This window comes from Haloferula rosea (genome assembly GCF_016595525.1).
In the GTDB taxonomy this organism is placed as follows: domain Bacteria; phylum Verrucomicrobiota; class Verrucomicrobiia; order Verrucomicrobiales; family Akkermansiaceae; genus Haloferula; species Haloferula rosea.
Window position 1 is genome coordinate 1 of sequence record NZ_JAENII010000020.1, and the last position, 11,955, is coordinate 11,955.

The window sequence follows — 11,955 nt, forward strand, 5'->3', positions numbered from 1 at the left end:
GCATGATGCTCCACAGTTTCCATATCACGGCCACTTTCTCGCGGCCGCGATAGTTGATGCGGTTCAGGCCTTTGGCATGTCTTAGATTGGCAAAGACGGGTTCGATGGTTCCCATCCGGTAGCTATATCTCTCTCGTGCTTCGGGGGTGTCCACCTTGTCCCGCATGGCCTGGCAGTGAGGACGCGCAGGCTCGACGCAGATGCTCAAAGTACGGCGTTTGCCGTTTTTACTGAGGCAGCGGCTGCGGAACTCGCAGATCTCGCAGAAGTCGCTGTCGATCTCATATTTGTGGAACTTGCCCTTGCCGCCGGCTGAGCTCCCGCTGCCGGGTTTACGACGCAGGGTTTGCCCTTTGGGGCAGTGGTAGGTGTCGGATTCCTCGTCATGGTGGAAGTGCTCCCGGGTGAAGCGCCCGGTGTCCTTGGGCCGGACTTTGCGCAGGTGCTTGTCGCGGCCCTCGTAGCGCTCGTCCCGGTCACGGTGGTTGGGGTCGGGGATGACGGCATCAAGTTGCTGGGCGGCGACGGTTTCGAGGTTCGGTTCGCTGTGGTAGTTGGCGTCGGCGAGGAGTTCCTTTCCTTGGTAGAAGTCAGCGCCGAGTCCGGCTTGGTGGGCTTGTTGGTTGGCTTGCTCGAAGAGTTCGCCAAGGACGCGCCCGTCCTGGCCGCCTTCGGGAACGTTGGCGGTGGTGATGATCTGGTGAGAGGCGTCGGCCAGGGCCTGGCAGTTGTAGCCCTGGGTGGTGCCTTTGGAGGTGTGCATCTTCGAACTCTCGGGGTCCGTGAGGTTGCTTTGAACCTCCTTCCCTGAGACGCCCATGCGGGGCTCGTGATCCGCGAGGTAGGCGTCGATCTTTGCGGCCTTGGAGAGCAGCTTCTCGGCAGGCGTGAGAGCATCGCCGGCGACTTCGGTTTTGCCTTTGGCGAGGCGGCGGTCGCGGCGTTTGTGCTCCTTCATCAGCGCGGCGGCCTTCTGGCGGAACTTGTCCCGTTTGCGCTTGAGGGTCTTGAAGGTGCCACTCCATTCCTTGGCGGCGTTGGTCGGTAGCTTGAGACCGTCGACGGCGAAGTGGGTGCCCTCGAGCAGGCCTTCCTCGTGGCAGACGGTCAGCACGTCAACGAAGACGCGCTCGACATGCCTGCCGAGTTTCCTGATGAACTCGGCGATGGTGGAGTGATCGGGCCCTTCGCCGCAGAGCAGAGCCATGAAGCGGATGTTGTGCTTGCAGGCACGTTCAATTTTGCGCGATGAGAGAATGCCCTGCGAGTAGGCGAAGAGAATGGCCTTGAGGAGCAGCTTGGGTGGATAAGCGGGTCGGCCGGTTTCGTCATTGGCGAACTCTTCGGCGAGGAAGGTATCGTCGTAGCGTGCCTCGATGAGGTGATGCAGGGCGTACTCGAAGGTGCCGGGCTCGATCTGCTCGTCGAGGTTGACCGGGACCATCAGGCCCTGGGAGTAGTCGTAGGTTTTGAAGCGCGCCATGAGTCATCAATTCCCGCAGCAGAAACCTTGCCCAAGAGGTGGAAAACAGGCTGGAAATGCGGGAACTTTTCCGACAGTTTCAACAAGACGCTGGTGGACGACCCCTATCAGCGGCTTTGTTGCGTTCTTGCCGCCAGCTACGGAACCTGATTGATTGTCCGTGGCCACACTGGTGAGGTTACCGGGTCGCCACAGCTTTTACGTTGGGCTAGAAATGAATGAACTCAGTCAGCGTGCCAAAGTAGTATCAGCCACGGCTTCGGTACTTGCGTTGAGCCTTATTGGGATATACCTCGCCTCGGTCCCGGCACGGAAGAATGAGGAGACCATCGAAGGCATCCTGACCGACTTTCGTTCAGGTAACTCGATCCTAGTTGAGGCGTGCGATCCCAATGGCACGGTGACGAAAGTTGAGCTCACACCATCAGACCAAGCGAAATGGAGATCAGCGCTAGACCACTTTGTGTGGGATGGGCCAGGAGACCTTGGCCAGAACCGTCCACGCAGGGATGTCGTTGGTTTTGTTACAGTAGATCCGGGTACGGCCCGGGAGCAGTACATGATTCTTTATGCGACCAGACACGACAGCACGAATGCGATTTTCGACTTTTCCGACCCCTCCCAGCTGCCGGTCGACTTTGTGGCCTACTCGGATGAGCGTGCGTTCTACCTCCGCTGATCAAGCCCAACCGAAACCAAAAGGCCAACAAGCCGAAGATGGCGACGCCATACAGCGCCCTTGTTGAATTTCCGTTTTGGTGGTTAGGATCCTGCAACGAGAAGCGGAGTGGCGTCGTAAGGGACGGCGCCGCCATTTCTCAGACGTTCTGTATTTATGAGAGTAAATCTATCTACACCGCTCTTGGTGCTGTTTTGCCTCTCAGGCTGCAATAAGAGCATGGATACTGTCAGGAGTGAAAAAGAAGAGCGCCCGGTAATACTGGAGCGGAATCTCGAGTGGGGTGAAGATTACTTCAATCTTTCCGACTCGGTAAATATCCCGGAAGAGGCGCTCGATATACAAGCACTTGAGCAGCTGTTTGGCGCCGAGTTTTCTATCGTAACCCCATTCTACGTCAATCAGCATAGAGAAATTGCCTGCTGCCCAGTCGTTTTCGGAGACAATACTTATCTCGTCACAACTCCACTTCCGGTCGGCTCTCGCAACAATTCAGTCTGGGGGCTTGATTTTTACATTCGAGAACCTGAAAAACCGAATCCTGACACGGATATGAGCATTTCTTTCCAGTTTGATTCCTATCGAAGACTGGTCAGTATCGCCTACAGGGGAGGCGTGTTTGGTTCTACCCGGCAGCACTTTGTGGATCCAACCACGATAGAGCCTTCCGTCCAGTTGGCGGCTACTGTGCGTCAATCAATGTATCGAGCCCTAAAGGGCGACGGTCACCCAAACAGCCATTGGCGCAGGTTTCCCAATTTCGCTGAGAAATTCATTCTGGCAGTCGACAATTCGATAGACCGAAAGTGAAGCTTGGGTTCAAGAGTGAAGTGAACCGTTAGATGTTTTCGTTGAATTCTTGCCGCCAGCTTCGGAAGCTGCTTGGCTGTGCGTAGCCTTTCCGGTTCGGTTACCGGGATCGCCTCACCCTTGACGTTGGCGGGAGAAATATGGGCTACTTCACATCCATTGCTGATCAGGCCTTCAAGACGGGCCCGGGAGGTGAGAGGCTCTTCTTTCTTGGGGGTCCGTGGAGCAAGCCTCTCGTCCTGAAGGATGAACAGCAGTTCACGGTGACTTATCGCAAGCACCTTTGGATGCAGCGCTGCTTCCTCACCCTCCTGATTCTTGGGCAGCCGTTTCTGTTGATTGCGATACCGAGCGTCACCGAGAAGGTTCTTGGCTTCGTCTCATATGCTGGCGCGATCATGGTGATTCAGTGGCTTACGCAGAGAATCGTCTTTGGGCAGGAATTGGCGGGATGCAAGCGACTGCCGCAGAGAATGCCATTGAGTGAGTTCTACCGACAGCTTGGTGAACAGCATCCAGAGGACGGTCTCGTCTGGAGGCTCATCACTTGCCTCGTTTTCGCATTGTGCGGTGTCGGAATCGCGTTGGGACCGATTCAAATGGCCTCTGGGATCGGCGTGATTTGCAGTATTTTCTTTGGTGCCTGCGGAATTGGCTGGTGGTATGCCCTGAGGTTGAAACGGCAGAAGCTGAAGGCGGACAGAATTTCTCACCCCCGATCCTCTACCCGTCCCGCGTCAGGTTTCGTGGAATAAGAATCAACCGGGGCCTGAGTCGAAGCCGCGCTCGCCATGGCGGATCACTGGACTTCAATTTACTCATGACATGGATGCCGCGACGCGAGCGCTGACCGAGCAACTTTCCGATTCGAAGTCGGCGAAGCGTCGATCGGCGGCGAAGAAGCTCCGCAAGTCGGGTGATCCTGATGCCGGACCTGCTTTGCTGGTGGTCCTCAGGAAGGAGCTGGAGGATCCGCGGACGTGGGAGACGCAGTATCAGATGATCATGGCTCTGGGGCATGGTGGGCACTCCGCTGCGCTTGAGTTCTTTGAAGCGCTTTCCCGCGAGGGACGTGTGGAGATGGTTCAGGTCGCGATCGGGGATGCGCTGTTTCGTCTGTCGGGCGGGGGGAACGGCGATTTGCGCAAGGCTGTGGAGTTCGTGGATCGTGCTGCTCCCGAGTTGATTCATGGGGCGTTTCAGGCGATGGCGATGGAGCGGGTGATTCCATGTGACGTCACGCAGGCGCAACGGGTTGTCGATTATGGATGCTCTCTGGAGCTCGGACAGAATGATTGGGCGGTGATTTGGCTCTTGCGGGCGATTCCGGGTTGGCCTCAATCCTTGGTCGAGCCATTGCTTCGCCACTGGAGCACGGTGAGCTTCGCGGATCAGCAGCAGATCCATGGGGCGGTGGAACTCGCGCGGAGGCAGAAGTATTTCAAGTGGTCACCCCTTTGAATCCAATGGAAAGAACCCACTGCAGGTGCGAGGGCTTCAAGCTCGTGCTGAAGGATTTATCATGACGCTCGCACGGAGGGCGGGACTGCTCGTGGCATTCCTGTGTCTTAGCGGATGCGTGGTGCCGGTTCCTCATCGTCGAGTGCACGCGGCGGGCATGGAGGCCAGGGTCGTCGATGCGGAGACGACCGCCCCCGTGGTTGGAGCGAAGGTGTCGAGCCCTGATGGAAGCCGTGTCCTGGCGACCACAGATGCCGAGGGGCATTTCGGGATTCCGGCTCAGTATGGATGGCATGGGGCGTATCTGATCGGGCCGGTTTCCTATTCGTTGCTCCCGCACTTCGACATGCCCTATCCGCGGCCGCCCTTGAAGATCGATGCTTCCGGCTACCGGTCGCGGGTGATCCAACCGTACGACGAGGTGCAGACAGGGCGGCGGGATCGACAGGCGATGATCCGTCTCCAGGCAGAGTGAGTGGCCCGCTCCGGAGGGGGCTGGCTGAGGTGAGGGAGCGGGAATGAATTGAATGGGATGAGGCATGACCGGGACGGTCATGCCACTGGCGAGTGGGCCGAACATTGCTCTTCGAGCAGCTCCCTTCCGGTCGGCACCCAAGAAGGAACCGATGGCTTTGTGGGAGCCATTGAATTTTTCTCGGGGGCTGGTGAGTTGGGTTTCACGGACGGGGTTGGTTGAACCGGCGGTCGAGGTAGGGGTGGAGGAGGTTGGCGATGAGGATGGACAGGGTGCCGAGGTAGAAAGCGGGGTGGAGTTGCTTGTATTCGCCGAAGACGATGGCGGCGGCGAGCATGCCGTAAACGGGCTCGAAATTCATCGCGAGGTTTCCGGTGTAGGCGCTGATCCTGCGGAGGAGGTGGATGTGCCAGCCGTGGCCGAGGACGGTGCAGGCCCAGGCGATGACGAGGAACCAGATCCAGTCGGTCCCGGTGGTCTGGAGGAGGGAGGCGTAGCCGGCGTCATCGAAGGCGGGGAGGAGGGCGAGGACGGCGAGGCAGGCGCCGACCATTTCCCAGCCGACCATCAACTGGGGGGCGCCCCCGCGGTTCACGAGGATGCTGTTGAATACGGGGAAGATGGCGGCAAGAAAGGCTCCGACGAGGGCGACGCCGAGGCCGAGGAGGTGACCGCGTTCGACGTTGGCGATGAGGAGGATGCCGGCGACGACGAGCAGGCCGAGCAGCACTTCGAAGGGGCGGACGCGGCGCCGGGTGATGAGGGGCTCGGTGAAGGCGGTGAAGAGGGAGATGGTCGCCATGCCGGCGAGGCAGATGGAGATGTTGGCGAGCTTGATGGCTCCGAAGAATGCGAGCCAGTGGCAGCCGACGATGGCTCCGACGCCGAGGAGGGGAGCCACTTGCTTCCATCCGAGCCAGATTTTCCGGCGCTGGATCAGGCGGACCCAGAGGAAGGCACCGACGGCGGCCAGCGCGGTGCGCCAGCAAACGAGCACGGGGGCGCTGACCGTGACGACGTGGCCGATCAGGGCGGTGGTCGCCACGAGGGCGACGAGGAGGTGGAGCTGAAGCAGGGTGGGCACGGACGGTGGGAGTCAACAATGGTCCGCCGTGGAACCCTGCGGCGGAGCTCAGGATTCGCCGGCGATGAGGTCGTCGAGGGTCTGGCGTTTGCGCACGACGGTGGCGGTGCCGCCATCGACGAGAATCTCGGCGGGGAAGGGGCGTGAGTTGTAGTTCGACGCCATGACGAAGCCGTAGGCGCCGGCGCTCATGAGGGCGATGAAGTCACCGGGCTGGAAGTCGGGGAGTTCGCGGTCCTGGCAGAAGAAGTCTCCGCTTTCGCAGATGGGGCCGACGACGTCGACCTTGCGGACTTCTCCGGCGGGTTCCTTGATGGGGACGATGTCGTGGTGTCCTTCGTAGAGGGCGGGGCGGATGAGGTCGCCCATGCCGGCATCGACGATCTTGAAGGTCTTGGCGCTGCCTTTCTTTTCGTAGAGGCACTTGGTGAGGAGCACGCCGGCATTGCCTGCGATGGCGCGGCCGGGTTCGAGCAGGATCTTGAGTCCGAGGTCCTTGAGTCGAGGGACGACGGCTTCGCCGTACTGGGCGAGGGTCAGGGGGCGTTCTTCGTCGGACTTGGATGACCACCAGGCTTCCGAGCCGGCCTGGAGGGAATCTTCGTAAACGATGCCGATGCCGCCGCCGATGGACCAGAACTCGATGCCGTGGTCGGCCTTGAGCTGGGAGGCGAGGGGGGCGACCTTGTCGACGGCTTCGATGAAGGGATCGATGGACGTCAGCTGGGAGCCGATGTGCATTTGCAGTCCGCGCAGGTGGATGTTCTTCAGTTCGCTGGCGGCGCGTGCGTAGAGGTCGGAGATGGCTTCGAAGTCGACGCCGAACTTGTTCTCCGACTTGCCGGTGGAGATGTATTTGTGGGTCTTGGCATCGACGTTCGGGTTCACCCGCACGGCGGCCGGGGCGATGACGCCGAGGTCGGCGGCGACTTCATTGAGGTAACGGAGCTCGGCTTCGCTCTCGACGTTGAAGGAGTAGATCTCGTGCTTGAGTGCGTATTCGATTTCCTCGCGGGTCTTGCCGACGCCGGCGAAGGTGCACTTTTTCGGGTCGCCGCCGGCCTTGATGACGCGGAAGAGTTCGCCTGCGGAGACGATGTCGAATCCGGCGCCTTCCTCGGCGAGGAGGCGCAGCACGCTGAGGTTCGAGTTGGCCTTCACGGCGTAGGCGACTTCGTGGTCCACGCCGTCGAGGGCCTGGTCGAGCCGCTTGTAGTGGTCGAGCAGGGTTCCGGACGAGTAGACGTAGAGGGGGGTCCCGTGTTCCTGGGCGAGGGCCTGAAGGTCGGTGTCCTCGCAGTGAAGCGTTCCATTCTTGTAGGCGAAGCCGTGCATGGCGTGCATGTAGCGGCGGATCCCGGCGGGGGCAAGGGCGGGATGCTGGCGGAGAGGGGGGATGAGGTGATTGCATTTGGCACTGTGCAATTCCGGTCTTTGGTCTCTAGATTGCCGGGTCTATGAGCGAAGCATCCGAGAACAAGCCGGGCGAAAGCCTCACGGCGCAGGCGATTGAAGTGGCGATCCGGGTGGGCCTGGTGCTGATCCTGGCGGTCTGGGCATTCAAGATCATCTCGCCTTTCATCAATCCGGTGCTGTGGGGGGTGATCCTTGCGGTGGCGTTTTATCCGCTGTTTCTGAAGGTCTCGGCGAAGTTGGGAAACCGTCGGAAGCTGGTGGGGGTGCTCTTCATCCTGTGCTCGGTATCGGTCCTGATCGTTCCGTCGGTGATCCTCATTGATCACTCGATCGACGGGGTGCACGAGCTGGCGGACACGTGGAAGGAAGGAAAACTGCACGTTCCGCCACCGGCGGAGAAGGTGCGGGACTGGCCGGTGATCGGAGAGAAGGCCTACCAGACATGGTCGGATTTTTCGGAGAATTTCCGTGAGACCTCGAAGAAGTTCGCGCCCCAGATCAAGCATCTCAGCACGGTGCTGCTGGGAATGATCACCGGGGTGGGAGGGACGCTGCTTGGCTTCACGGTGTCCTTGATCCTGGCGGGGGTCTTCATGATCAGCGGCGAAAGCTGTGTGAAGTTCCTGCATGTGCTGGCGAAGCGCCTCGTCGGTGCCCGGGGTGAGGAATTGGTCGCTCTGACCACGGGCACGATCCGTGGTGTGGCGCTGGGGGTGGTCGGTACGGCGTGCATCCAGGGACTGGCGGCGGGCATCGGCTGTGCCTTGGTGGGAGTGCCGATGCCGGCGTTGTGGGGATTCCTCGTGCTGATGCTGGGCATCATGCAGCTTCCGCCCTTGATCGTGCTGGGTCCGGTGGCGGCCTATGTGTTCTCGGTCACCGAGGGGATCTCGGCGACCTTGTTCCTGATCTGGGCGATCATCATCAACTTCGGGGACGGGGTGTTGAAGCCGATGCTGATGGGTCGCGGAGTGGATGCGCCGATGTTGGTGATCCTGATTGGTGCGATCGGCGGCATGCTTTCGTCGGGCATCATGGGGCTGTTCATCGGTGCGGTGGTGGTGGCCCTGCTGTACAAACTTTTCATGGCCTGGCTCGAACTGCAGCAGGAAGCGGATGAGGAAGCCGAGAGCCTGGAAACCGCTGCCGAGTAGGGCGCGAACCCCGACCCCTTGATTTCATGTCTGAAGAAAAGAACGATGCGGATGCCGCGCAGGAGCCGAAAGCCAAGACCCAACCGGCGGAACCGACCGCGGAGGCTCCGGATGGCACGAAGGTGAAGAAGAAGGCGGATGCGGCGACCCGCTGGACGCGACGGGTGCTGGTGGTGTGCATCGTGGCATTCATCTGGTATCTGATCGGTGATCGCTACACGCCGTATACGGGGCAGGCCCGGGTGCGTGGGTATGTGGTGCCGATCGTGCCGCAGGTTTCCGGTGAGGTCATCGAGGTGGCGGTGGGCTTGAACAGCCCGGTGAAGGCGGGCGAGGTGCTGGCGAAGATCCTCTCGAAGGACTACGAGCTGGCGGTCCGGAATGCGGAGGCTTCGCTGGAGAGGGCGGGTCAGGACATGGGTGCGAGTACGGCGGACGTCGGATCGGCCACGGCGGCGGTGGCGGAAGCGAGGGCGGCGCTGGATCTGTCGAAGTCGCAGCTGGTGCGGATCGAGAAGGCGTTTGAAAGTGCCGCGGTCTCCGAGGCGGATCTGGACAAGGCCCGCTCGAACGTGGACCTGAGCAAGGCGCAGCTTGAGAATGCGGAGCAGGCGCTCGAACAGGCGAAGCAGAACCTCGGCCAGGAGGGTGAGGAGAACCCGCGCTTGGTGGCTGCGCAGGCGGCGCTCGAGGATGCCCAGCTGGACCTGCAGCGGACGGTGCTGCGAGCACCGCGCGACGGTGGGGTGACCAATGTGCGCATTGAAAAGGGGCAGTATGCGAATGTGGGGCAACCCCTGATGACCTTCATCGGCTCGGATGAGGCGTGGATCGAGGCCTACATGCGGGAGAACAGCATCGGGCGTGTGAAGCCGGGGGATACGGTGGATATCGTACTTGATGTCAAGCCGGGTCGGATTTTCAAGGGGACGGTCCAGAGCACCGGGTATGGTGTCGACTGGGGGGATGTGGACAATGCCGGGGTGCTGCCGAAGATCAAGGGCTCGAAGGACTGGCTGAGGGATCCGCAGCGGTTTCCGGTGGTGATTTCGTTCGACAAGGAGGAGGCCCGTGGCCTGCTTCGCGAAGGGGGACAGGCGGATGTGGTGATCTACACCAGCGACAACGTGATCCTCAATGCGGTGGGCGGCCTGTGGATCCGGCTCGTGTCTTGGTTCTCCTATGTCCAGTGATGCTCCAGCGGAGATCTCGCCGGAAGATCAGCAGCGTCTTGCCCAGGCGCGCATTTTCCGGCTGACCTTCGGGGTGGTGGCTTCGACGGCGGCGGCTTTTGGCATTGGTTGGCCCTTTGCCTTCATCACGCCGATGTTGGCGGCGGCTTTCCTGTCGGCGCCGGTGCCGCGTCCCACGATCGGGGCCCTGCTGGCATTCCCGGTGATGATTCTGGCGGCCTTGCTGTTCGCCTTCGCCATTTCCGCGGTCACGCTTTCCCAGCCCCTTCTGGTGCTGGCGGCGGTGATGCTGATGATCTTCCGCTGCTTCTACCTGATGTCCATCGGGGTCTCGCGCGGGTTCCTGACCTGGGTATTGATGGGGTTTCTGCTGATTCCGGCCATGGCGGCACAGTCGATGGAGCTCGCGTTCTCGCTGACCACGGGTCTGTTTGCTTCGGGGTTGATTGCGATGGCGTTCGTCTGGCTTTCCCACGCGGTGTTCCCGGACCCGGTGGGGGTGAGCAAACCGCAGAAGGCGACGCCGCCACCGATGGACAAGGCGGGGCGTGATCGGGCGGCCAAGATCGCCTTCATCCGGGTGCTGGTGATTCTTCCGCTGGAGGCTTATGTCCTGATCGGTGGGAACATCGGTGATCTGAAGATCCTGATCTTTGCCACCATGCTGATCCAGAGTCCCAACCTGTCGGCGGGTCTGAAGGGGGGCAAGGCGCTGATCATGGGCAACACCTTCGGGGGGGTGGTGGCGATGGGGATCTACGAACTGCTGGTACTATTTCCCTCGTATCTATTCCTGCTCGGGCTGTTCACGCTTCTGGGTCTGGTCTTCGGCAGGCAGATGTTCGGTGGGACGAAGTGGGGGCCGATCTGCGGGTCGGGTCTGGGGACGGTGATCCTGCTCATCGGTCTGGGTACGATGCCCTTCGGCGGGGAAACGGACGACCAGTTCTACTCGCGCATCTGGCAGGTCATCCTGGCGGCGGTTTACGTTGTGTTCGCCTTCCATCTGGTGGTGTATGTGACCAACTGGAAGGTGCTGCGCCGGCTCCGGAAGACCGGGAGGCTGAAGGTGAAAACGGGTGCCACCGAGGTGCGGACCTGAGGCTCCACGGCTGGTCTTTTCTGCTGGTGGAGGCTGCGGGATGCAGGGATGTTTCGGCCCATGACGAATGCCAGACGTTGTTATCTCGCGGAGATCGAGAAAGTGGAGCAGCCCAGCGGAATTGCCGCGGATGGGCTGAATCTTCCTACGGACCGTTTCGGTGGCAGGAAGCTGGTGGTCGGGCGTCGGGAGTGGGTGCGGCTACCCGGCCTCGGGGTGGGGGTGATGAATGCGAAGACCGACAGTGGTGCGCGGACTTCAAGCCTTCACGCAGAGGAGATCGAGTTGTCCGAGGATCAGCGGAAGGTGAGGTTCATCACGGAGGACCACTACGGGGTCCGGACGCCGTGTGAAGTGGATGTCGGTGGGGTCTCGCGAGTGAAGAGTTCGACGGGGGAGGCGCAGGTGCGGATCTGGATCGAGGTGGACCTGGAGATGCCGGGAGGCTTCCGCTGGCGGGGCCGGCTGACGCTGGCGGATCGCAGCCGCATGCTCTGTCAGATGCTGCTGGGGCGCCGATGCCTTTCGGGCTACTTCCTTGTGGATGTGCAGGGGAACCACCTCGCCGGAGGGGTGAGGGATTTCGCCTGAGGAGCCTGATTGGGAGTGGCCGCGGTGGTTTCAGCAGGGGGTGTCCCTGGTCAGGGAGAAGCGGTTCAGGTGAGAGTGGGCGATCAGCAGGGCGGCGAGCGCAAGGATCACCATCTGCGAGTTGATCGGGCCCCAGTTTTCAATGAAGCAGCAGCCGGTGATGAGCACCAGCATCAGGGCTGCGGTGGCAAGCAGGGCGGCTCTGGTTTTCGCTCCGAGAAGGAGCATGAGCCCAACGATGAGCTCGACGACCGGAATGGCGTGGGCCATGGGGGTGATGAGGAATCCGGGCAGCAGGCTGTCGGCAAAGGCTTTCTCCATGCCCTGGACGAAACCCTGGAGCTTCGGCAGTCGGACGACTCCGTGGAAGAACAGGTTGGTGCCGAGGCCGATGCGGACGACGAGGTAGGCCAGCTGCTTGTCGGTCAGTCCGAGGAATGCTCGCGGGGTGGTGGAATCGTTCATCGCACCATTTTCGCACGTTTCCCGGGGTCTGCCACCGCGGAT

13 protein-coding genes are annotated in these 11,955 nt (G+C 61.0%); 9 read left to right on the forward strand and 4 right to left on the reverse strand.

The window, feature by feature from the left end:
- A partial coding sequence (locus tag JIN81_RS17810) for an IS1182 family transposase (RefSeq protein ID WP_200283157.1) occupies positions 1-1,483 on the reverse strand: 1,483 nt, incomplete at its 3' end.
- Positions 1,484-1,697: 214 nt separating this feature from the next.
- On the opposite strand from JIN81_RS17810, the gene JIN81_RS17815 reads away from it, so the two are divergent.
- The 5 genes from JIN81_RS17815 (at position 1,698) to JIN81_RS17835 (ending at position 4,908) form a co-directional block, all read left to right on the forward strand.
- A complete protein-coding gene (locus JIN81_RS17815) occupies positions 1,698-2,162 on the forward strand; it encodes a hypothetical protein (protein WP_200283160.1) in 465 nt (154 codons plus the stop codon).
- 219 nt (positions 2,163-2,381) lie between these two features.
- On the forward strand, positions 2,382-2,972 hold the full coding sequence (locus JIN81_RS17820; RefSeq protein ID WP_200283163.1) for a hypothetical protein: 591 nt from the start codon (positions 2,382-2,384) through the stop codon (positions 2,970-2,972).
- A 140-nt stretch (positions 2,973-3,112) separates the two neighbouring features.
- Complete coding sequence (locus tag JIN81_RS17825) at positions 3,113-3,727, forward strand: hypothetical protein (RefSeq protein ID WP_200283166.1); 615 nt, start codon at positions 3,113-3,115, stop codon at positions 3,725-3,727.
- A 70-nt stretch (positions 3,728-3,797) separates the two neighbouring features.
- Complete coding sequence (locus JIN81_RS17830; RefSeq protein WP_200283169.1) at positions 3,798-4,433, forward strand: HEAT repeat domain-containing protein; 636 nt, start codon at positions 3,798-3,800, stop codon at positions 4,431-4,433.
- A gap of 61 nt (positions 4,434-4,494) precedes the next feature.
- The gene (locus JIN81_RS17835; RefSeq protein WP_200283171.1) at positions 4,495-4,908 is read left to right on the forward strand and encodes a peptidase associated/transthyretin-like domain-containing protein; all 414 of its coding nucleotides are present in this window, start codon (positions 4,495-4,497) and stop codon (positions 4,906-4,908) included.
- Between the two features lie 202 nt (positions 4,909-5,110).
- On the opposite strand, the gene JIN81_RS17840 is transcribed toward JIN81_RS17835, so the two are convergent.
- Positions 5,111-5,992: a DMT family transporter gene (locus JIN81_RS17840; protein ID WP_200283173.1), complete on the reverse strand. Its 882-nt coding sequence runs from the start codon at positions 5,990-5,992 to the stop codon at positions 5,111-5,113.
- A gap of 48 nt (positions 5,993-6,040) precedes the next feature.
- A complete protein-coding gene (lysA, locus tag JIN81_RS17845) occupies positions 6,041-7,417 on the reverse strand; it encodes a diaminopimelate decarboxylase (RefSeq protein WP_234045364.1) in 1,377 nt (458 codons plus the stop codon).
- 32 nt (positions 7,418-7,449) lie between these two features.
- On the opposite strand from lysA, the gene JIN81_RS17850 reads away from it, so the two are divergent.
- The 4 genes from JIN81_RS17850 to JIN81_RS17865 are packed head-to-tail and all read left to right on the forward strand — an operon-like array spanning position 7,450 to position 11,448.
- Positions 7,450-8,562 carry an AI-2E family transporter gene (locus tag JIN81_RS17850; protein WP_200283175.1) on the forward strand — a complete coding sequence of 371 codons (1,113 nt, stop codon included), beginning with the start codon at positions 7,450-7,452 and terminating at the stop codon, positions 8,560-8,562.
- Between the two features lie 26 nt (positions 8,563-8,588).
- Entirely contained in the window at positions 8,589-9,755 is a 1,167-nt protein-coding gene (locus JIN81_RS17855; protein ID WP_200283177.1) for an HlyD family secretion protein, read from the forward strand.
- Positions 9,745-10,857 (forward strand): DUF2955 domain-containing protein, encoded by a 1,113-nt coding sequence (locus tag JIN81_RS17860; RefSeq protein WP_200283180.1) that lies wholly within the window; start codon positions 9,745-9,747, stop codon positions 10,855-10,857. Before JIN81_RS17855 ends, JIN81_RS17860 begins: the two co-directional genes overlap by 11 nt.
- Positions 10,858-10,917: 60 nt before the next feature.
- The gene (locus JIN81_RS17865) at positions 10,918-11,448 is read left to right on the forward strand and encodes an ATP-dependent zinc protease family protein (protein ID WP_200283183.1); all 531 of its coding nucleotides are present in this window, start codon (positions 10,918-10,920) and stop codon (positions 11,446-11,448) included.
- A gap of 30 nt (positions 11,449-11,478) precedes the next feature.
- On the opposite strand, the gene JIN81_RS17870 is transcribed toward JIN81_RS17865, so the two are convergent.
- On the reverse strand, positions 11,479-11,913 hold the full coding sequence (locus JIN81_RS17870) for a DoxX family protein (RefSeq protein ID WP_200283186.1): 435 nt from the start codon (positions 11,911-11,913) through the stop codon (positions 11,479-11,481).
- Positions 11,914-11,955 lie beyond the last annotated feature (42 nt).

Excerpts from the sequence above, each read along its gene's own strand:
- JIN81_RS17815 (WP_200283160.1), top strand. The coding sequence starts at position 1,698 with ATGAATGAACTCAGTCAGCGTGCCAAAGTAGTATCAGCCACGGCTTCG.
- JIN81_RS17820 (WP_200283163.1), top strand. The coding sequence starts at position 2,382 with ATGGATACTGTCAGGAGTGAAAAAGAAGAGCGCCCGGTAATACTGGAG.
- JIN81_RS17825 (WP_200283166.1), top strand. The coding sequence starts at position 3,113 with ATGGGCTACTTCACATCCATTGCTGATCAGGCCTTCAAGACGGGCCCG.
- JIN81_RS17830 (WP_200283169.1), top strand. The coding sequence starts at position 3,798 with ATGGATGCCGCGACGCGAGCGCTGACCGAGCAACTTTCCGATTCGAAG.
- JIN81_RS17835 (WP_200283171.1), top strand. The coding sequence starts at position 4,495 with ATGACGCTCGCACGGAGGGCGGGACTGCTCGTGGCATTCCTGTGTCTT.
- JIN81_RS17850 (WP_200283175.1), top strand. The coding sequence starts at position 7,450 with ATGAGCGAAGCATCCGAGAACAAGCCGGGCGAAAGCCTCACGGCGCAG.
- JIN81_RS17855 (WP_200283177.1), top strand. The coding sequence starts at position 8,589 with ATGTCTGAAGAAAAGAACGATGCGGATGCCGCGCAGGAGCCGAAAGCC.
- JIN81_RS17860 (WP_200283180.1), top strand. The coding sequence starts at position 9,745 with ATGTCCAGTGATGCTCCAGCGGAGATCTCGCCGGAAGATCAGCAGCGT.
- JIN81_RS17865 (WP_200283183.1), top strand. The coding sequence starts at position 10,918 with ATGACGAATGCCAGACGTTGTTATCTCGCGGAGATCGAGAAAGTGGAG.
- JIN81_RS17870 (WP_200283186.1), bottom strand. The coding sequence starts at position 11,913 with ATGAACGATTCCACCACCCCGCGAGCATTCCTCGGACTGACCGACAAG.